Below are 22,536 nucleotides of genomic sequence, written 5' to 3' on the forward strand. Positions count from 1 at the left end.
CAAACTGTTATACAATGAGATAGCGTGTTCACATGCTAGAACTTCACAATTTATTTTGTTAAAATAAATAAGTATTGATTACAAAGAATGACAATTAGGAGATTGGTTATGAAAACAACGATTAAACAAGCTAAACAACATCTTAACCAAGAAGTGACTATTGGTGCTTGGTTAACAAATAAACGCTCAAGTGGCAAGATTGCCTTTTTACAATTACGTGATGGTAGTGGCTTTATGCAAGGTGTAGTGGTTAAATCAGAGGTTTCTGAAGAAACATTCCAACTAGCTAAAGAAATTACACAAGAATCATCACTTTATGTGACTGGTGTTATAACAGAAGATAACCGTTCAGATTTAGGTTACGAAATGCAAGTGAAATCAATTGAAGTTATTCACGAAGCACATGATTATCCAATTACACCTAAAAATCATGGTACTGAATTTTTAATGGATCATAGACATTTATGGTTGCGTTCAAAAAAACAACATGCTGTTATGAAAATCAGAAATGAAATTATTAGAGCAACATACGAATTTTTTAATGAAAATGGATTCACTAAGATTGATCCTCCAATCTTAACAGCAAGTGCTCCAGAAGGAACAAGTGAATTGTTCCATACTAAGTACTTTGATGAAGATGCTTTCCTTTCTCAAAGTGGTCAATTATATATGGAAGCAGCTGCAATGGCTCATGGTCGTGTATTCTCATTTGGACCAACTTTCAGAGCTGAAAAATCTAAAACTCGACGCCATTTGATTGAATTTTGGATGATTGAACCAGAAATGGCATTTACAAATCATGCGGAAAGTTTAGAAGTCCAAGAACAGTATGTATCACATGTCGTTAAATCTGTACTTAAAAATTGTCAATTAGAACTTAAAGCACTAGATCGAGATACGAGCAAACTTGAAAAGGTATCAGCACCTTTCCCAAGAATTTCTTATGATGATGCAATTAAGTTCTTAAAAGAAGAAGGTTTCGACGATATTGAGTGGGGCGAGGACTTCGGTGCACCACATGAAACTGCTATTGCAAATCATTATGATTTACCGGTATTTATTACAAATTATCCAACTAAAATTAAACCATTCTATATGCAACCAAATCCAGAGAATGAAGAAACTGTTTTATGTGCAGATTTAATTGCACCAGAAGGTTATGGTGAAATCATTGGTGGTTCTGAACGTATTAATGATTTAGAATTATTAGAACAACGTATAGATGAACATCAATTAGACGCTGAAAGTTATAACTATTATTTAGACTTACGTCGTTATGGTAGTGTGCCACATAGCGGATTTGGATTAGGGTTAGAAAGAACTGTTGCTTGGATTTCTGGTGTGGAACACGTAAGAGAAACTGCTCCATTCCCACGACTATTAAATCGTTTATATCCATAAGTTCTAATCCCACATACCATACTAATTTACTCGTCCAGTCAGCATGTTGACTGGACGCTTTTTCAACTTTAAAGAGGAGGAATATCAATTTGAATAAAATTCAACTCAAAACACGTCCTGTCGTCGTTAGAAGAGAATTATTTGACCATTATAGTGAATTAGGACTGACAGAAAAAGATTTAATTATTTTAATTAAATTGATTTATGCCTCTGAAACATCAAATAAACAACCATTCATAGATGAATTGAAATTAGGCTCAGATATGGAACCACGTGAAATAACTAGCATCATTCAACATTTAATTCAAAGGGATTTATTACAACTTCATGTAAAAAAGGACGAAGAAGGTAAATTTACGGAATATATGAATTTAGATGGTTTCTATGAAAAATTGAGCAATATTTTATCTCAAGATCATTCAAAACAATTAACAAATCAAGCTCAACAAAATTTTAAAGATCTTTTCCAATATATAGAATCCTTATTTGCTAGACCTATTTCACCATATGAAATTGAAACACTTAATCAATGGATTGACGTAGACAAGCATGACTTTACTTTAATTAGAGCAGCGTTAGATGAAGCATATAGTCATGATAAACTTAGTTTCAAGTACGTAGATCGTATATTGTTAAATTGGAAAAAGAATAATGTCACAACTACTGAAGAATCTAAGAAAATAAGAGAACAATTTAACAAGCCATCTATGACACATACGGTTAATCATATACCAAAATTTGATTGGTTAAATGGGGAGAAGTTAGATGATAAGTAAAAAGAAAGCACTAGAAATGATAGATGTCATAGCTGATATGTTTCCAAATGCAGAATGCGAGCTCAAACATGATAATGCTTTCGAATTAACAATTGCAGTACTTTTATCAGCTCAATGTACCGATAATTTAGTAAATAAAGTTACACGTACGCTTTTTCAAAAGTATAAAACACCTCAAGACTATTTGAATGTGGATATCGAAGAACTGCAAAATGATATACGTTCGATTGGCTTATATCGTAACAAAGCGAAAAATATACAAAAGCTTTGTCAGTCACTACTCGAACAATTCAATGGTCAAATTCCTAGTACTCATAAAGAATTAGAAAGTTTAGCTGGAGTCGGTCGTAAAACAGCAAATGTAGTTATGAGTGTAGCTTTCGATGAGCCATCATTAGCAGTTGATACGCATGTTGAACGTGTTTCTAAGCGACTAGGAATTAATAGATGGAAAGATAATGTGACACAAGTAGAGGATAGATTATGTAGTATTATTCCAAAGGAAAGATGGAGTAGAAGTCATCATCAACTTATCTTCTTTGGTCGCTACCATTGTTTAGCTAGAAAGCCTAAGTGTGACATATGTCCCTTACTAGATGATTGTAGAGAAGGGCAAAAACGTATGAAAGCACAATTAAAGGAAGCCTGATTAAATGATTAATAAACAAGAATTTGAAGAAATTGAAGAGTTACTTGATGAATACGCTAAACAAAGATCATTAAATTCATCAAACGCAAAGCCAGTAATTGATAAGTACTTTGACTTAATAATTCAATTTTTTAAAGAAATTAATGAAATTGAAACTATTGATTTCAAATTGTTAGATCAATACCCAGTAGTTCCAATGAACTTTGAAGAACGCTATCGATATATGTTAGCTAGAAAATATCACTTTATGGGTTATAGTCAAATGAAGACTTTAAAAAGTGAGTTAATTAAAATGAATGCGTCTTACCAAATTAGAAGAAAACGACAAAGTTAATACTAACATTAATTAGCCAGTAAAATGAGTTATTTAATTCATTTACTGGCTATATTTATATTCAAATATTTAAGTTTGAATCAATGGGTATAAGAAAGGCAATTTCTATTTAATGTAATAGAAATTGCCTTCTTTTAATTATTTAACATTTCAAAAACACTATGAGGATTTTTTAAAATCGAAAATACTATTTAAATTAAAGATGTTTGAAAGTGTACTTCCGACAGTATTAGTACCTTGTGTTGTTGAATTATTGTTAGTAGTTCCTGAATTAGTATTGCCACTATTATTAGTGTTACTACTATTAGAATTACTTGAGTTATTTGAACTATTTGATGAACTTGAGCCACTGCTACCATTTACTTCACGATTAGTCGTGTTGTTATCTGGGTGACCACTTACTGATAAATTATCAGCGCTTGAGCCGTTAACTGAATCTGGTTTCTTGAAGTCACCATCATCACTTGAAGTAATATCAGACATAACATCCTCATATAGATATTGTGGATATTCTTGTTCTGAGTGACCTAAGAATGAGTTAACGCCACCTTCTTTAATTTCACTGAAGCCCATCCAAATAGACATTGTGTATTTAGGTGTGAAACCATTAATCCAAACGTCTTTTGCAGCGTTATCAGGTAGGTTATATTGTTGGTTAATTTCTGTACCATAAGTACTTGTACCAGTTTTAGCACCCATAGTAACGCCTGATACGCCATGTCCATAGGCTGAACCATAGGCTTTAAATGTACCTGTAAGCATTTCAGCTAACATATAAGAAGTGTAGTCTTTCATAGCTTTATGACTTGTATGGTCAAACTCAATTGTGTCATCATCAGCTGTTACAACTTTTTGGATAGAATGTGCGTTATTGTAAGTACCACCGTTAGCAATTGCTGCGAAAGCAGATGCTAATTGAGTAGGTGAGAACTCAGAAGCGCCACCACCAAGTACATCAGAAGGACCAATGTCACTTTGATAATCTAATCCAACTTTTGATGCGAATTTCTTAACTGCATTATCTCCAGCTTGTGAATTAACTTGTTGCCAAGTTTTAAGCGCTGGAATGTTGAAACTTTGTCTTAACGCATCATATGCAGTTACAGTACCATGACCATTTCCATCATAGTTACGGAATGTACCACCATCAATAGAATAGCTTGATTCATCTTGAATTGCATGATTCGTAGCCCATTGCATGTTTTCAATAGCTGGACCATAAGCTAAGAACGGTTTCAATGATGAACCAGTTAAATGCGCATCAGTTGCAGCGTTATTGTCAACAACGTCTTTGAAGTTACGACCTCCAGAAATTGCGACTAAGCCACCAGTCTTACTATCAAGAATTGTAGAACCAACACGTTGGTCTTCATTTTTATAGTAATTACCGTTGTCTATACGATCTTGTAATGTTTTTTGAACATCTTTGTCCATATTTGTGTAAATCTTAATTCCACTTTGAAGAACATCACTCAAGTTTTTATTCTTGAATTCTTTATTGTTCATCAATTCAGATTTAACAAAGTTTACATATGAATCGTATTCTGAATCAGAGTTATCAGTGCCAATTTGACGTTCCTTAGCTGTACGATCTACTAAATTAGCTTTTAAGTTAATTTTCTTAGCAGCATTATACTCTTTATCAGAAATTCTGTTGTGATAATGCATTAAGTAGAGTACAGTGTTTTTACGATTTTCCGCTTGTTTAGGGTTGTCGTAAATATTATAAAGGTTAGGCACCTGTGGTAAACCTGCTAAATATGCTTCTTCCGCAAGATTTAAATCTTTCAAATCTTTATTGAAGTAATATTTAGCTGCAGCTTTAACGCCATAAACACCATCTGAATAATAAATTTTATTTAAGTACATTTGGAAGATTTCATCTTTACTGTACTCTTGTTCTAGACGGTAGGATAGGTAAGCTTCTTGTGCTTTACGTCCGATAGATTTCTCTTCACTTAAGAATGCTCGTTTAACTACTTGTTGTGTTAAAGTAGATGCACCTTGTGAACCAAATCCACCAGTCAAGTTTTTACCAATGGCACCAAATAAACGTTTATAGTCAATTGCACCGTGGTCATAGAATCGGTTATCTTCAGTTGCTAACACAGCATTTCTCATATTTTTAGGAACATCTTTTAACTCAACATGCTCTCTTCTTGCGCCGTTATCTAATTTTTTTACTAAGTCACCATTTCTGTCGTAAATTTCTGCCGGTTTAGGATCTTGTAATTTAGATTCGGTAAATGCAGGAGCTTTCCATGCATAATACGCAAATAATAAAATGCCTAATAGAACTAAAACGATAAAGGCAATTAATAAAAAGCCAATAATCTTGATAATCGTTCTTTTAACATTCTTATTCTTTTTTGCTTTGGACTTCCCATTTTTACCATTTTTAGGTTGAGAAGATCCTTTATTTTCCGTCATACGCGGTCCTCACTTTCATCTAATATCAACTTATCAACTGCATTGAGGTAATTTAATCTTGGTTGATACTGATAAGGAATATAGTAACTATTTTTTCTTATTTCTTCAACTGTTATTGATTTTTTTATTTCATTTTTATATCTATCCCAATATTTTTGAAATTTGGAAAATGGCAATAAATATACTTCATCAAGTAATTTAAATCTTATGATTAAAAATACAATTCCTTTTTGAAGAAATGCATTTTTCATATGTTCTACTTGATGATCATGAATATTATTCAAAGGAAAAGATGTTTTATTTTTAGTTTCCTTTGCTTCAAAATCAATATAATGGCCATTATAAACGCCATTATAATCTGTAGTTGAAGGTGTACGAAAGTAAGCCTCATTTATAACTGCTTTACTTCGCTTGGGATAATGAACATTAACGATTTGAACAGGTGTTGGCTTTTTATGAATAACCGCTTTACCATGTTTTAAATAATAATCATTAGAAAGTTCAATATCCTTTTCAAGAGTCATACCACGGCCACCATATTCTATATTACTAGAATTCGATTTACCATTTCTTCCGACCATAGTCGTATTTCCCTTAAAAGGTTTACCATTGGGGTAATTCATTTAATTCACCACACAAGTTTGAATTCATATAATAGTGGTTATGTAAAACTTACACTAATTAATACTATTAATAATCATTTACGAAAAATGATTATATGTTCAAACTATGATAGATAATAATAGAAATAGACAAATAAGTATTTAATCTTATCTATGAATTTCATTATTAATCTACTTTATTTTAACGTTAATTAACTAGTAAAACAATATTTCAATGTATTTATCCTGTTTATATAGATAGCAATTTGAATGACTGTTAGATTAAATTATGATAAATTAAATTGAATATAGGGGGGGCGTCTTCGTGGATACTATGTTGATAAATGATTTAATCAATGAATTACATACTATAGAAGATCGCTACAATATTGTTAAAAATTCCGAGACGAACTATGATTTTTATGAAGTAGTTTACCCTTATTCGCAACTGATAGACACTAAGTTAGAAAATCTCATTAAATTAAAACCACAGATTATTCAATTGAGTTATATGAATGCTAATAAGTTTGATTTACTAATTAATTCATATAAAGAATTATCAGTAGATTGTCACTTTTATAGAACAAGCAAAAAGCTTTTTAATGAGAAGTTAAAAGCTGTTAACTACGATTTAAATTATATTTATCAAACTATTGAAGGGTGTTGTTGAGCATTTGAAATCTGTGTATGTAACAGGGTATAAATCTTTTGAACTAAATATTTTCAAAGATGACGCACCTGAAGTGTATTATTTAAAAGCTTTTATCAAACATAAATTATTACAATATATTGATGAGGGGCTTGAGTGGGTACTTATTCAAGGACAACTTGGTATTGAATTGTGGACTGCTGAAGTAGTTATTGATTTGCGAGTCGAGTATCCCGATTTAAAATTAGGAATTATAACACCTTTTTATGGGCATACTTCTAAGTGGAATGAACAGAATCAAATGAAGTATAATAAAATTGCTCAAGAAGCTGATTTTATGGAAAGTGTTCATCATACCGAATATGAAGGACCATATCAATTTAAACAAACAGATCAGTTTATGTTAGATCATACAGATATGACTATACTTATATATGATGAAGAGCAAGAAGGAAGCCCAAAATTCTTTAAAAGGATGTTAGTTGATTTTATAAATAAAACAAACTATACTTGTGATATTGTGGCATTTGATGAACTCACTGATTTTATAAATGATATGCAGTGGGAGCAAGATCAAAGTTTCGAATGAGGTGGAAAAAATGGCAGATGTTTCTTTAAAGCTTTCAGCAAAAGATATCTATGAAAAAGATTTCGAAAAAACTATGGCCCGTGGTTATCGTCGTGAGGAAGTAGATGCTTTTTTAGATGATATCATTACAGATTATCAAAAAATGGCTGATATGAATAATGAAGTTGTAAAATTGTCTGAAGAGAATAACAAATTAAAAAAAGAAGTTGAAGAATTAAGACTTAGAGTGGCAACATCGAGACCTTCTGACAATAAATCGTTTTCTTCAAACAACTCAAGTTCATCAAACAATAATGTTGATATTTTGAAACGAATTGCAAACTTAGAAAAAGCTGTTTTTGGAAAGTAATTTAACTTAGCTTAATTAATGAATGTTATCAATTGGATATTTATTGCTAATACTAAGTATTCAATTAACAACAGATATACTATAAAAATATCTGTTATAGTATAAAAAATTATGATATAATCGCAAAAGTGATATTTTGGGTAATCGCTATAGAAATATAGAGGAAAGTCCATGCTCACACAGTCTGAGATGATTGTAGTGTTCGTGCTTGATGAAACAATAAATCAAGGCATTAATTTGACGGCAACGAAATAACCTAAGTCTTATGATATGGTTAAATTAGTTTGAAAGTGCCACAGTGACGTAGCTTTCATAGAAATATGAAGGGTGGAACGCGGTAAACCCCTCGAGTGAGCAATCCAAATTTGGTAGGAGCACTTGTTTAGCGGAATTCAACGTATAAACGAGACATCTTTATTCGGAATATAAAGATTTGTAGACAGATGGTTACCACCGACGTACCAGTACAACTAGTGTACGTTATGAGTACAACGGTACAGAACATGGCTTACAGAAATATCATGAACTAGTTTAGCTCTCCCATTGATTGGAGAGCTTTTTATTTTTTACTCATACATAATAAATTTTGTTAACATATAAATATATCTATAAAAAAGGAGAAAACGTAATGTTCCAATTATTAGCAGTTTGTCCAATGGGATTAGAAGCTGTTGTAGCTAAAGAAATCCAAGAACTCGGTTATGAAACACAGGTTGAAAATGGACGTATCTTTTTTGAAGGTGATGCTAAAGCTATTGTGCAATGCAATTTATGGTTACGCACAGCTGATCGTATTAAAATTGTTGTAGGCCGTTTCAACGCTACAACATTTGATGAACTTTTTGAAAAAACAAAATCGCTACCTTGGGAAAACATTATTGATAAAGAAGGGCAATTCCCAGTTCAAGGTAGAAGTGTTAAATCAACACTATATAGTGTACCAGACTGTCAAGCTATTACTAAAAAAGCAATTGTTGAACGTTTAAAGAAAGCTTATGATGAAAAAGGCTGGTTAAATGAAAGTGGTGCTAAATACCCTGTTGAGGTAGCTATTCTAAAAGATAATGTATTATTGACTATCGATACCTCAGGTTCAGGTTTGAACCGTCGTGGATATCGTATTGCTCAGGGGGAAGCTCCTATTAAAGAAACGTTGGCAGCGAGTCTAGTACGACTTGCCAATTGGAAGGGAGATACGCCTTTTATAGATCCTTTCTGTGGTTCAGGTACTATTGCCATAGAAGCATGTTTAATCGCTCAAAATATTGCACCAGGGTTCAATCGAGATTTTGTTTCTGAAGAATGGAATATTATGCCTCCCAATATTTATGATGATATGCGAGATGAAGCTGATCAACAAGCTAATTACGATAAAGACATTCAAGTATTTGCATCAGATATAGATCCTGAAATGGTTGAAATTGCTAAACGTAATGCTGAAGAAGTCGGTTTGGCAGATATAATCCAATTTAGTGTTAAAGATGTGAATACATTATCAATTGACACCGATGAACCAGTAGCTTTAGTTGGAAACCCTCCATATGGTGAACGAATTGGAGATAGGGAAGAAGTCGAAGAAATGTATCGTTATATTGGTAAATTAATGAATCAACATTCACATTTATCAACTTACATCTTGACTAGTAACAAGGAATTTGAATTTTTAGTTAATCGAAAAGCTACTAAAAGAAGAAAATTATTTAACGGCTATATTGAATGTACTTATTACCAATATTGGGGTAAAAAGCCAACTACTATATAATTTTTATTAAATTTGTAAATTTTTCTTAATGTATCTAATAATATTTAATTAATTTAATCAATTCATTAGCACTCTTATTATTACTGATGTAAAGTGATAGTAAGAGTGTTAAATATAGATACAAATACATAATTTTATATACATCTTAGTTAGGAGAGAAATAATATGCAAACAGTATTAATAATAGGCGCAAATGGTAAGGTCTCTATCGAGGCTACTAAAATATTTTTAGAGGATTCTAATTTTAATGTTGATTTATTTTTAAGAAATGCGCATCGAATTCCTGATTACGCATCAAATCGAGTAACAGTTTATGAAGGTGATGCAAAAAACTCAAAAGATTTAGAGCAAGCACTTGATAAAGTTGATGTTGTATTTGCTAGTCTATCTGGATCATTAGATATCGAAGCACAAGCTATTGTAGATGCTATGTCTAAAAAAGATGTTAAACGATTAATCTTTGTAGCTGCCCCTGGTATTTACGATGAATTACCAGCTAAATTTAATGAATTTAATAAATCTCAATTTGGAGAGAAATTGACAAAATATCGTAAAGCTGCAGATATTATTGAAGCATCAACATTAGATTATACTATTATTCGTCCAGCATGGCTTACATTTAAAAATGAGACAGATTACGAAGTTACATCGAAGGATACTCAATTTAGAGGAACAGAAGTTTCAAGACGTAGTATTGCAAGTTTAGCTGTACGTATAGCGAAAAATCCAGAATTATATTCTAAAGAAAATATAGGTGTCAATAAACCAAACACTGATGGAGATAAACCAGCTTGGTTCAATTAACTATTCTTTATATTTGTTTCAAACTATTGTTGTGATAAAATTTAATAAATAGGTAGCGAGTCAGAAATAATAATTAAAGTTTTTACTTTAATAAATATAATTTTTGTTGAGTAAACTTAAACAGTATATTTAATTTTAAATCTGCCTACCGGATTAAGAATAGCCTGTTACATTAAGTATGTCTCAGGCTGTTACTTTTTTATTTGAATGTTTGAAACAAAGGGGACTTAGCATGGCTAATAATGAACAATTAGATATTTTATATAAATTAAAAAAAGAAGTTGAAAAATCAAAAAATTCAACTTTAATACATACTATTAATCAAGTAATAAAAAAGGTATATTTAAACCAATATACCGCTTCTTTTGTTGGTCACTTTTCAGCGGGGAAATCTACATTAATTAACTTATTATTAGAACAAGATATTCTTCCAAGTTCACCAGTACCTACCACAAGTAATACTGCAATTGTATCTGTTGCAGATAAACAAGAAATTATAGCTAATTTAGAAAATCAACAATATACTAAATTAAAAACATATGACGAAGTCAAAAAAATGAATCGTTTAAATGTAGATGTAGAGTCTGTTGAAATTAATTTTCCTTCTTCAAAATTCAAAAATGGTTTTACGCTTCAAGATACACCTGGCGTAGACTCAAACGTAGCTACACATCAGTCTACAACTGAACAATTCATGTATACAAGCAACATTTTGTTCTATACAGTAGATTACAATCATGTACAATCTGCATTAAATTTTCAATTTATTAAAAGAATGAATGATGTAGGTATACCAGTCATTTTTATCATTAATCAAATCGACAAACATAATGATGATGAAATTACTTTTGAAACTTTCAAACAAAGAGTCAATAAATCAATAGAAGATTGGGATATTAAACTTACAGATATTTTCTATGTAACAAAATTCGATCATCCCGAAAATGAACTTTCACGTCTTTCTCAATATTTAATACAGAAAGATAATTCTAGAGAACCAATTGAGGATTATGTAAATCGTACAGTTAAGTTTATTACAGAGGCTCAATTAGGATATATTCAAAATGAACTACAAGATATTCTAGAACAGCTTAATATAAATGAAGATGAATTTGAACAAGCCTATACTAAATTTCAACAAAATCAAGCCGTTAGTGAAGAAGCTCGACTCTTAAATAATCCTGATCAATTATTAAGTTTTTTAAAACAAAAGCGAAAAGATATATTAGATAATGCATACATTATGACACATGACATGCGTGAAGATATTAGACATTATCTTGAAAGTATGAGTGATGATTTTAAAGTTGGCGGCCTTTTAAATAAAAAGAAGAAAAAGCAAGAGGAACAAGAAGCACGTTTACAGAATATTGTTTCTAAACTTCAAGACAAAGTTAATCAACAAATTCGACAACCCTTACGAGAGGACATGTCATTTTTAACGCGTTTTATTAATAACTCTGAAGTTAATCATGATGTATTAAATCAACATTACGAAATAGATTCAAGTTTAATTTCCAATTTATATCAACCTCAAACGAGTATAAGTAATACTTATGTACTTACTTTTAGTGATGAAGTGCTTAAAGCAATTACTAATTTTGTAGAAAAACAATCCAATCCGTTATTTAATCAAGCGATTGATCATACACAAGCGCAAGGTTTAACTGAAGAAACTAATGATGATCTACAGATATATGAACATTATATTGAATTACAAAATTTAAAAGAATCTCTAACAACTAAAAATTATCAACATTATTATATTCATATGGATGACTCTTTAGATAAATTAATAGGTAGAACTGAAGCAAACTATATTCTAGAAAGCAATGATCAAGTTTTAGAAAAAGAAGAGCAAGCGTCTGATGAAAATTTAAATGAGCGTAATACTAAAAAGGTTAACATTCAAGAAGCATTAAACATTATTGAACCTGTACCATTATTTGATAGAACAAAAAATGATATTAAAGATACGTTAGAACGATTAGAAAATAAACTTGTCAAAATTGGTGTATTTGGTACATTCAGTGCAGGAAAAAGTAGTTTAATTAATGCCTTATTAGGTGGGCAATACTTAGTCAGTTCACCAAATCCTACAACTGCAGCTACGACAGAATTATCTTACGGTGAGGATAGTCAAATCACACTTAAAACTGAAGAACAACTATTAAATGAACTTAATCAACTCATTGAATACTATAATGTTTCTTTCGAATCACTCGAAGCATTTGTCCAATCTGATGTACAACAATTAAAAAACAAATTAGAAAAGAACCAACTTGCTTTTGTAAGTGCAGTTCACAAACATTTTTCTATGTATAAAGATATGTTGGATGAAGGTGTGAAACATACGATTTCTCAAGAGAAAATAAAAAAATGGAGTGCTGAAGATGAGTTTGCTACTTTTGTTAAAACCGTGCACATCAACTTACCATTAGAATGGTTGAAAGGAAAAATAATCGTTGATTCACTAGGCTTACATTCAAACAATCAACGTCATACAAACGAAACTGAACAAATTCTAACTTCATCCGATTTAATTTTATATGTGAGTTATTTTAATCATTCATTTACAGATAATGATAAAAACTTCATCGAACATATGAAAGAGATGAATCAACTTAATGAAAATCAAGCATTCAAAATGGTTATCAACGCTGTAGACCTTGCAGAAAACAGTGATGATTTAACTGCGGTAAAACATTACGTTAAAGATGCTTTAACTCAAGTAAACTTGAAGTCAGATATCTTTGGTGTTTCAAGTAGACAAGCATTGAGAGGGAACGATAAAGGTATTAATCAGCTGCGTCATAGCATTGACCAATTTGTAGAAGTTGATTCAAATATAATTTTAGAGCAACAAATGGTTAAACAACTTGAGCAAATCAATATTTCTTTCGAAGAGATGATTCATGATTATAAAACTAACCAATCTCATATTGAACAACGTCAGCAACAATTGAAGAAATATCAAAATGAACAAAGGTTACCAAATCAATTGCTATATACTACCGAACAACATACTAATAATGAAGTTGAAGATCAGATTTATCATTTAAATGGTAGATTAAAATTACAATTATTGGATGATGTTAAAAGTATATATAATAGTCAGATGACTCAAAATAGTGATTTTAATGATGAAAAGAAAGTTTCTTCTAAAGCATTTTTGGATCAAATACATCAACGACTATATTTAGAACAAAGTTTATTAGTTGAACGAATCAAGAAATATTATAACCGTCAACTTAGCGAACAAGTCGCACCGACAATCCAAAAATTAAATCAATTGCATGTATTTATTAATTCTGATTTTTCGATTATGCCTAATTTTACTGAAAAGGCATTCTTGCGTGTTGATTTAAATGACATGATTAATGCTTTACCTAAACAATTAACGAAACGTCGAATTTTGAATCCAAATACTCAACGAGAGTTACAAGAACAAATCAGTTTACATACGTTAGAGTTATTGCAAAATCAAATTAGTGAATTTAGACAGGCATTGATTCAGTATGTTGCTTCAATGAATAAAGAAGCTGAAGAGAAATTTGCGCAAATTGAGGATGCGATTCAAGATCAAATCGATGAATTATTATCATTTAATTTAGATAATACATTAATCGACCAATTACATATTGCGAATCAAAAATTAAACGCACTATTAAAATAGAAGGAAGGCACAAAATATGGAAAATCGTGTCCTATTAGTAGATGGAATGGCTTTATTATTTAGACATTTTTATGCTACAAGTTTACACAATCAATTTATGTATAATTCAAAAGGTATACCAACTAACGGAATTCAAGGTTTCGTTAGACATATCTTCACAGCAATAAATGAAATCAATCCTAGTCATGTAGCCGTATGTTGGGATATGGGACAATCCACTTTTAGAAATGATATGTATACTGACTATAAACAAAATCGTCCATCACCACCAGAAGAGCTTATTCCACAGTTTGACTACGTCAAAGAAATTTCAGACCAATTTGGCTTTATAAATGTTGGAATGACTAATTATGAAGCTGATGATGTGATAGGAACTTTGGCAAAAACATTTTCTGATAATAACGAGGTCCACATCATCACTGGAGATAAAGACTTATTACAATGCATTAATAATAATGTAGAAGTTTGGTTAATAAAGAAAGGATTTAATATTTATAATCGTTATACTTTAACTCATTTTAATGAAGAATATCAGTTAAATCCACAACAATTAATTGATATTAAAGCGTTTATGGGTGATTCTGCAGACGGATATCCTGGTGTTAAAGGTATAGGTGAAAAAACAGCTCTTAAATTGATTCAAACTTATGGAAGTGTTGAGAATGTATTATCCAATATTGAACAATTGACTCCTGGACAACGTAAGAAAATTGAAGCAGATAAGTATAATTTAACTTTGTCAAAAAAGTTAGCCGAAATATATACTGATGTGCCACTAAATAGCATGGAAATTTATAGAGATATGGCTTATGCACATTCACTTAACCACATACTTTCAATTTGCAATGAACATGAACTTTATGTTTCTAGAAAATATATATCAACAAAATTATAATTTAGTACAAGACTCAAGACCTATAATGTGTTTTGAGTCTCTTTTTCGACTAATTTATAACGCTTCTCAATATTTATACTTTTTTATTTTATTAAAATAAAATCTATTTCACACTAAATTAAATTAATGATACAATTAAATAGAACAACTATTGAATTGTTCATTTCATAATGATAATTGAAATTAATACCCGAGAGGAGTTGTGAAACTTTTGTCGAGTAATTTTTTATGTTCTAATGACTGACAAAAATTAAGACAATAAATACGGTAACTTAATTATCAATCCATTTGATATTGAGCTATGTGTTATCGGAATTACTTTTTTCAAAACTACTCATAACATCAACATCAAGAATATACAACATAGAATAGGAGAGAAGCGCATCAATGAATCATCGAGATAAATTGCAGAAGTTCAGTATTCGAAAGTATGCAGTGGGAACTTTCTCAACATTAATCGCCACGTTAGTATTTTTAGGAACGCATACCGATCAAGCCCATGCGAATGAAAATACCAATGCGACAGTTGAAAAAGCACAGCAAAATACTGAACCACAAGCATCCCGAGACAATAATAGTAATCCAAATGATGCAATAACAATTCAAAATGATCAAACTTCTGATCAAGCTGCAGAAATCAATAAGCAGTCAAAAGAAAATGACAACATAACTACAGAAAAAAATACTATAGAAACTCAAACAAGCGAAAAAGAAATTACTAATTCGACATCAACATCTATTAAAGAAAAGATGGAAGAAAAATCGCCAGTCATAAAAAATGAAAAAACAAATGAACTGAAAGAAAAATCTTCATCGATCGTAGGGACGCGATCTTCGAATCAAAGTAAACAACAAGTTGAATACTCTAGCTCAAACCCATCTAAACAAATTGATGATAAGCTAAACACAACTAAAGCATCTAAGTCGGATAATGAACAGAAGATTGAGGACAAAAACGTTTCTAAACTGACTGATCTTACTCAAGAAATTCAAAGTAAATTACCAGAAGTTGAAACTTTAGAACCTTCAAATCCTCACATTGAAAAAGCGAAAAAAATAATTGTAGAAAGTAATCATTTCACACAATCTAGTAATGTTTCGCAACAATCACTTTTAGATTTTATTACAAGATTAGAGCAAACACGTAATTCATTAGTCAATGTTATTACTCGATCTCAATCAGGTAAACGAGATCCTAGAAACGGTCAACAAATGGAAAAAGGTACGAATTTTAGATTTACTACATTGAATGGCCGTTGGAATGCTGGGAAAAACGTCATTGTATATCAACGTAACTATGCTTCATTACCTGATGGAAGAGCGCTTGGTACTGGTCAACAAAAAAACGGTGTAGAAAGTATAACTTCTAGAAAGACCGTCATGCGTGCTTATTATAAACATGAAGGTAATTCAAAATACTTAGTTTATGATGTATTCTTTAATAATGACGGCGTTAATTTTATATCACCTGGATCACAACAACGTTTAGGTATGGCTTTGCTGTTACCATATAAAGTAATGAAATTGAATTCAGATGGTTCGTTCGCTAGCGATTCAGTTAGAAATCTATCTTATGCAGCTTACGAAAAAAGAAGTGGTAGAAATAGTTTATTAAGTGAATCACCTAGCGATTTTATTATCGATCCAGATAATAGTACGCAAATGATTGATATGCTAAGAAGTAATCAGCGTGATTTTGGTCATACAACATTTTATCTTAGTTTCGGTGTTCGTCCAGGTAGAAGTTTTAATTCTGATGCGAACGAATATTTCCACTCAAATAGAAATAATCCTGATTTGAGAAAAGCAGTCGAAGATCAACGAGGCATTTTCAGTGGATGGAACTATGGTATTGGTATTCAAGTAGATCCTAACCATCCTGAAGGTGCAAATCGTGCGTATCATATGCACCTTGAAGTTAAATTAAGAGATAATGTAACTACTGCCGAGCTAGAAAATGCTTGGTCATATGCCAATACAGCTGCTATGGGTGGTGTAAGTAAATCTGCTTATACAGTTTTATCAGGTCGTATATTACCTGAAGATAGTACACTGCCATCTATCGAGAATCAACCACCAGTGAAACCAACAATTAACTCTGATTTAGTAGGTAAAGCAACAACGACAACAGTTATTGATGTATCTACAGATCCAAATACTAAAGTCGAAATATTTGATAAAAATGGTAACAAAATTGGTACAGGTACAACAGGTTCTAATGGACATGCTTACATTACGCCAACTCGCCCTATACCTGAAGGTAATGTCATTGCAAAAGCTTATAATCACAGTGATGAAACAAAAGTTTCAACATCTGATCCTAAATTTGCAACTGACACAATTCCACCTACAACACCTGTAATTAACACACGATTAGTATACAAAGCTGGTACATTAACACCAATTGATGTTTCTACTGATCCAAATACACATGTTGCATTAATAGATAAAAATGGACGTATTTTTGGAGCAGGTACAACGGATGCTAGTGGTCATGTGATTATTACGCCAGATAGAGTTATTCCTGAGGGAAATGTGACTGCGAAAGCTACAGATAATGCTTTACATCCGAATAGTTCTGTTTCGATTCCTGTTCAAGCGACAACGCTGATACCTGTAATGAAACCAGTCATTAATACAGATGTTGCAGGTAAAGCTTTCTCTACACCAGTTATCGACATTACATCTACACCTAATACACGAGTAGAACTATTAGATAAAAATAATAATGTCATCGGTCGTGGAATTACTGGTTCTAATGGACATGTTAATATCACTCCAGATCATTATCTTTTCGAAGGTAATATCACTGCGAAAGCATATGATCAAACTGATGCAACTAATAATGCAACATCTGATCCAAAACACGTTACTGATACAACACCACCTAGAAAACCAGTAATTAATACTAATTTAGTAAATAAAGTAGGTACAAGAACGCCTATTGATGTTTCTACAGATGTATTGACTAGAGTAGAAATTTTTGACGAAAATGGTAAAAGTTATGGTGTAGTTCTTACTGGAATGGACGGTCACGGTATAATTACGCCAAGAGAGCCACTACCTTTAGGAAAAATCTATGCACGTGCTACAGATGGTGCAGAGACACCTAACTCAATCGATTCAGATCATGTACCTGTTACGGATACAATTCCACCTACAGTTCCAACTGTAGATACAGATTTAACAGGTAAAGCGACGACTTTAACTCCAATTACCGTTACAACTGATCCAAATACACGAGTGGATTTAATAGATAAAAATGGTCATATTATAGGTACTGGCACAACTGACGGAAATGGTCATGTAATCATTACTCCTACAACTCCTATTGTTGAAGGTAATGTGATTGCCAAAGCTTATGATCCTGCTAACAACGTTTCAACGTCTGCACCTAGAAAAGCGACGGATACGACGCCACCAACTAAACCTAGAGTTACTTCACCTCTAGGAGGAAAAGCAGGTACGACTGACCCTGTTACAGTTACAACTGATCCGAATACGAATGTTCAATTATTAGATAAAAATGGGCAAATCATAGGTACCGGAACAACAGATAGTTCAGGTCGAGTGTCAATTACACCTACAAGACCAATTCCGGAAGGTAATGTCACTGCCAAGGCGACTGATAATGCAGAACATCCGAATAGTTCTACATCTGATCCGGTCAAAGCGACGGATACTACGCCACCGACTAAACCTAGAGTGACAACACCTTTAGGTGGAAAGGCGACTACTTTAACGCCTGTTGAAGTAACTACGGATCCAAATACGAGTGTTCAATTATTAGATAAAGATGGTCGTGTGATTGGTTCGGGTACGACTGGTGCTAATGGACGTGTTACAATTACGCCAACTCGTCCTATTCCAGAAGGTAATGTCACTGCCAAGGCGACTGATAATGCAGAACATCCGAATAGTTCTACGTCTGATCCGGTCAAAGCGACGGATACTACGCCTCCAACGGAACCAGTTGTGACGAATGATTTAACTGGTAAAGCGACAACTAAAACACCGATTACGGTAACAACGGATCCTAATACTCACGTTGATCTACTTGATAAAGATAATCATGTGATTGGTTCAGGTACGACAGATAGTAATGGTCGAGTTACGATTACACCAACGGTGTCTATTCCTGAAGGTAATGTACGTGCTAAAGCAACGGATAACGCAGAACATCCTAATAGTTCACTTTCTCAACCGAAGAAAGCGACGGATACTACGCCTCCAGGTAGCCCAATCGTTAATACTGACTTAACTGGTAAGGCGACTACTAAAACTCCAATTGATGTGTCTTCTGATCCTAATACTCGTATTGAGTTACTAGATAAAGATAATCATGTCATTAGAACGGGGACAACAGGTGCTAATGGTCATGTCATCATTACGCCAACTCAACCTATACCGGAAGGTAATGTAACTGCGAAAGCTTACGATAATGCGGAACACCCAAATGTCTCAACTTCTGCACCTAAGAAAGCGACTGATACGACACCTCCGACGGAACCTGTTGTGACGAATGATTTAACTGGTAAAGCAACGACTAAAACACCGATTACGGTAACAACGGATCCAAATACTCATGTTGATTTACTTGATAAAGATAATCATGTCATTGGTTCAGGTACGACGGATAGTAATGGTCGAGTTACAATTACACCGACGGTGCCTATTCCTGAAGGTAATGTACGTGCTAAAGCAACGGATAACGCAGAACATCCTAATAGTTCACTTTCTCAACCGAAAAAAGCGACAGATACTATACCACCAGGTAGTCCAATCGTTAATACTGACTTAACAGGTAAGGCAACAACTAAAACTCCAGTTGATGTGTCTTCTGATCCTAATACTCGTATCGAGTTAATAGATAAAGATAATCATGTCATTGGAACAGGGACAACAGGTGCTAATGGTCATGTCATTATTACGCCAACTCAACCTATACCGGAAGGTAATGTAACTGCAAAAGCTTACGATAATGCAGAACACCCAAATGTCTCAACTTCTGCACCTAAGAACGCGACTGATACGACACCTCCGACGGAGCCAGTCGTCACGAATGATTTAACTGGTAAGGCGACTACTAAAACACCGATTACCGTAACGACAGACCCGAATACACGTGTTGAGCTACTTGATAAAGATAATCGTATAATTGGTTCGGGTACGACGGATAATAATGGTCGAGTTACGATTACACCTACGGTGCCTATTCCTGAAGGTAATGTACGTGCTAAAGCAACGGATAACGCAGAACATCCGAATAGTTCACTTTCTCAACCGAAGAAAGCGACTGATACTACGCCTCCAGGTAGCCCAATCGTTAATACTGACTTAACTGGTAAGGCGACTACTAAAACTCCAATTGATGTGTCTTCTGATCCTAATACTCGTATCGAGTTACTAGATAAAGATAATCATGTCATTGGAACAGGCACGACAAGTGCTAATGGTCATGTCATTATTACGCCAACTCAACCTATACCGGAAGGTAATGTAACTGCGAAAGCTTACGATAATGCGGAACACCCAAATGTCTCAACTTCTGCACCTAAGAAAGCGACTGATACGACACCTCCAACGGAACCTGTTGTGACGAATGATTTAACTGGTAAGGCGACTACTAAAACACCAATTACGGTGACAACGGATCCAAATACTCATGTTGATTTACTTGATAAAGATAATCATGTGATTGGTTCAGGTACGACGGATAGTAATGGTCGAGTTACAATTACACCGACGGTGCCTATTCCTGAAGGTAATGTACGTGCTAAAGCAACGGATAACGCAGAACATCCGAATAGTTCACTTTCTCAACCGAAAAAAGCGACAGATACTATACCACCAGGTAGTCCAATCGTTAATACTGACTTAACAGGTAAGGCAACAACTAAAACTCCAGTTGATGTGTCTTCTGATCCTAATACTCGTATCGAGTTACTAGATAAAGATAATCATGTCATTGGTTCAGGTACGACGGGTGCTAATGGTCATGTCATCATTACGCCAACTCAACCTATACCGGAAGGTAATGTAACTGCGAAAGCTTACGATAATGCGGAACACCCAAATGTCTCAACTTCTGCACCTAAGAAAGCGACAGATACGACGCCTCCGACGGAACCTGTTGTGACGAATGATTTAACTGGTAAGGCGACTACTCAAACACCGATTACGGTGACAACGGATCCAAATACTCATGTTGATTTACTTGATAAAGATAATCGTATAATTGGTTCGGGTACGACGGATAATAATGGTCGAGTTACGATTACACCAACGGTGCCTATTCCTGAAGGTAATGTACGTGCTAAAGCAACGGATAACGCAGAACATCCGAATAGTTCACTTTCTCAACCGAAGAAAGCGACGGATACTACGCCTCCAGGTAGCCCAATCGTTAATACTGACTTAACTGGTAAGGCGACTACTCGAACACCTGTTGACGTATCTTCTGATCCTAATACTCGTATCGAGTTATTAGATAAAGATGGTCGTGTGATTGGTTCGGGGACAACGGGTGCTAATGGTCATGCCATTATTACGCCAACTCAACCTATACCGGAAGGTAATGTAACTGCGAAAGCTTACGATAATGCAGAACATCCGAATAGTTCTACATCTCAACCGAAAAAAGCGACTGATACGACACCGCCAACGACGCCTGTGGTTACAAGTGATTTAACTGGTAAAGCGACAACTACTGATCCTGTTGAAGTTACTACTGATCCGAATACGAAAGTAGAATTATTAGATAAAGATGGCAATGTTATTGGTTCGGGTACAACAGACAATACAGGCCATGTTACAATCACACCGACGAAACCTATTCCAGAGGGTAATGTCTCTGCGAAAGCTTATGACAATGCGGAACATCCAAATAGTTCTACATCTCAACCGAAAAAAGCAACAGATACAACGCCACCAACTGTTCCAATTCTTGACACAGATTTAGTTGGTAAAGCTGGTACTCAAACACCAATTACGGTGACAACAGATCCAATTACACATGTTGATTTACTTGATAAAGACGGCAATATTATTGGTTCGGGTACGACAGATGATACAGGGCATGTCACAATTACACCGACAAAACCGATTCCTGAAGGTAATGTCACTGCCAAGGCGACTGATAATGCAGAACATCCGAATAGTTCTACATCTCAACCGAAAAAAGCGACTGACTTAACACCGCCGGTGAAACCTTCAGTTGTTGGAACTCTAGATGGAAAAGCGGGAACAAAAGATCCTGTTGAAGTAGTGACCGATCCAAATACGAAAGTGGAGTTACTGGATAAAGATGGTAATGTTATCGGTTCGGGTACGACTGATAACACGGGTCATGCGACAATTACACCAACGGTGCCTATTCCTGAAGGTAACGTCACTGTGAAAGCCACTGATAATGCGGAACATCCAAATAGTTCTACGTCTGATCCGGTTAAAGCAACTGATACTACGCCACCAACGGTTCCAACACTTGATACTGACTTAGTTGGTAAAGCCGGTACTCAAACACCGATTACGGTGACAACGGATCCAAATACTCATGTTGATTTACTTGATAAAGATAATCGTATAAATGGTTCGGGTACGACGGATAATAATGGTCGA

General features: G+C 33.6%; 14 protein-coding genes and 1 other RNA gene. 13 read left to right on the forward strand and 2 right to left on the reverse strand.

Annotated features, from left to right (window positions below):
- The first annotated feature begins 108 nt into the window (after positions 1-108).
- The 4 genes from asnS to F1592_RS05060 all read left to right on the forward strand — a co-directional run bounded on the left by asnS (position 109) and on the right by F1592_RS05060 (position 3,160).
- Positions 109-1,401, forward strand: a complete 1,293-nt coding sequence (asnS, locus tag F1592_RS05045) for an asparagine--tRNA ligase (protein WP_037537065.1) — start codon at positions 109-111, stop codon at positions 1,399-1,401.
- Between the two features lie 89 nt (positions 1,402-1,490).
- The gene (locus tag F1592_RS05050) at positions 1,491-2,177 is read left to right on the forward strand and encodes a DnaD domain-containing protein (RefSeq protein WP_149809360.1); all 687 of its coding nucleotides are present in this window, start codon (positions 1,491-1,493) and stop codon (positions 2,175-2,177) included.
- Entirely contained in the window at positions 2,167-2,826 is a 660-nt protein-coding gene (gene nth, locus F1592_RS05055) for an endonuclease III (RefSeq protein WP_037537067.1), read from the forward strand. The genes F1592_RS05050 and nth overlap by 11 nt, the downstream gene beginning before the upstream one ends.
- Before the next feature lie 4 nt (positions 2,827-2,830).
- Positions 2,831-3,160, forward strand: a complete 330-nt coding sequence (locus F1592_RS05060) for a YpoC family protein (RefSeq protein ID WP_053017246.1) — start codon at positions 2,831-2,833, stop codon at positions 3,158-3,160.
- A gap of 159 nt (positions 3,161-3,319) precedes the next feature.
- Here the strand turns inward: F1592_RS05060 and F1592_RS05065 are convergent, their stop codons facing one another.
- Together F1592_RS05065 and recU are read right to left on the reverse strand one after the other, a co-directional pair.
- Positions 3,320-5,590 (reverse strand): transglycosylase domain-containing protein, encoded by a 2,271-nt coding sequence (locus F1592_RS05065; protein ID WP_037537069.1) that lies wholly within the window; start codon positions 5,588-5,590, stop codon positions 3,320-3,322.
- Positions 5,587-6,213 carry a Holliday junction resolvase RecU gene (gene recU / locus F1592_RS05070; RefSeq protein WP_037537070.1) on the reverse strand — a complete coding sequence of 209 codons (627 nt, stop codon included), beginning with the start codon at positions 6,211-6,213 and terminating at the stop codon, positions 5,587-5,589. Before recU ends, F1592_RS05065 begins: the two co-directional genes overlap by 4 nt.
- 313 nt (positions 6,214-6,526) lie before the next feature.
- Here recU and F1592_RS05075 point away from each other — a divergent pair, with 313 nt between their 5' ends.
- The 9 genes from F1592_RS05075 to F1592_RS05115 form a co-directional block, all read left to right on the forward strand.
- A complete protein-coding gene (locus tag F1592_RS05075) occupies positions 6,527-6,862 on the forward strand; it encodes a DUF1798 family protein (RefSeq protein WP_267918351.1) in 336 nt (111 codons plus the stop codon).
- A gap of 4 nt (positions 6,863-6,866) precedes the next feature.
- Entirely contained in the window at positions 6,867-7,430 is a 564-nt protein-coding gene (locus F1592_RS05080; RefSeq protein WP_037537072.1) for an SLOG family protein, read from the forward strand.
- Positions 7,431-7,440: 10 nt separating this feature from the next.
- Complete coding sequence (gene gpsB / locus F1592_RS05085) at positions 7,441-7,779, forward strand: cell division regulator GpsB (protein WP_149809359.1); 339 nt, start codon at positions 7,441-7,443, stop codon at positions 7,777-7,779.
- Between the two features lie 132 nt (positions 7,780-7,911).
- An RNA gene (gene rnpB, locus F1592_RS05090) (RNase P RNA component class B) lies at positions 7,912-8,295 on the forward strand.
- Positions 8,296-8,407: 112 nt separating this feature from the next.
- On the forward strand, positions 8,408-9,541 hold the full coding sequence (locus F1592_RS05095; RefSeq protein WP_037537073.1) for a THUMP domain-containing class I SAM-dependent RNA methyltransferase: 1,134 nt from the start codon (positions 8,408-8,410) through the stop codon (positions 9,539-9,541).
- A 165-nt stretch (positions 9,542-9,706) separates the two neighbouring features.
- On the forward strand, positions 9,707-10,345 hold the full coding sequence (locus F1592_RS05100; RefSeq protein WP_037537074.1) for an SDR family oxidoreductase: 639 nt from the start codon (positions 9,707-9,709) through the stop codon (positions 10,343-10,345).
- A 232-nt stretch (positions 10,346-10,577) separates the two neighbouring features.
- Positions 10,578-14,021, forward strand: a complete 3,444-nt coding sequence (locus F1592_RS05105) for a dynamin family protein (RefSeq protein ID WP_149809358.1) — start codon at positions 10,578-10,580, stop codon at positions 14,019-14,021.
- A gap of 16 nt (positions 14,022-14,037) precedes the next feature.
- Positions 14,038-14,916 (forward strand): 5'-3' exonuclease, encoded by an 879-nt coding sequence (locus F1592_RS05110; RefSeq protein WP_149809357.1) that lies wholly within the window; start codon positions 14,038-14,040, stop codon positions 14,914-14,916.
- A gap of 387 nt (positions 14,917-15,303) precedes the next feature.
- Positions 15,304-22,536: YSIRK-type signal peptide-containing protein (locus F1592_RS05115; RefSeq protein ID WP_149814160.1), on the forward strand; the 7,233-nt coding region annotated here is incomplete at its 3' end.

It is taken from the genome of Staphylococcus sp. GDX7P312P (genome assembly GCF_008385775.1).
In the GTDB taxonomy this organism is placed as follows: Bacteria; Bacillota; Bacilli; order Staphylococcales; family Staphylococcaceae; genus Staphylococcus; species Staphylococcus haemolyticus.

Excerpts from the sequence above, each read along its gene's own strand:
- asnS (WP_037537065.1), top strand. The coding sequence starts at position 109 with ATGAAAACAACGATTAAACAAGCTAAACAACATCTTAACCAAGAAGTG.
- nth (WP_037537067.1), top strand. The coding sequence starts at position 2,167 with ATGATAAGTAAAAAGAAAGCACTAGAAATGATAGATGTCATAGCTGAT.
- F1592_RS05060 (WP_053017246.1), top strand. The coding sequence starts at position 2,831 with ATGATTAATAAACAAGAATTTGAAGAAATTGAAGAGTTACTTGATGAA.
- F1592_RS05065 (WP_037537069.1), bottom strand. The coding sequence starts at position 5,590 with ATGACGGAAAATAAAGGATCTTCTCAACCTAAAAATGGTAAAAATGGG.
- recU (WP_037537070.1), bottom strand. The coding sequence starts at position 6,213 with ATGAATTACCCCAATGGTAAACCTTTTAAGGGAAATACGACTATGGTC.
- F1592_RS05075 (WP_267918351.1), top strand. The coding sequence starts at position 6,527 with ATGTTGATAAATGATTTAATCAATGAATTACATACTATAGAAGATCGC.
- gpsB (WP_149809359.1), top strand. The coding sequence starts at position 7,441 with ATGGCAGATGTTTCTTTAAAGCTTTCAGCAAAAGATATCTATGAAAAA.
- F1592_RS05095 (WP_037537073.1), top strand. The coding sequence starts at position 8,408 with ATGTTCCAATTATTAGCAGTTTGTCCAATGGGATTAGAAGCTGTTGTA.
- F1592_RS05100 (WP_037537074.1), top strand. The coding sequence starts at position 9,707 with ATGCAAACAGTATTAATAATAGGCGCAAATGGTAAGGTCTCTATCGAG.
- F1592_RS05105 (WP_149809358.1), top strand. The coding sequence starts at position 10,578 with ATGGCTAATAATGAACAATTAGATATTTTATATAAATTAAAAAAAGAA.
- F1592_RS05110 (WP_149809357.1), top strand. The coding sequence starts at position 14,038 with ATGGAAAATCGTGTCCTATTAGTAGATGGAATGGCTTTATTATTTAGA.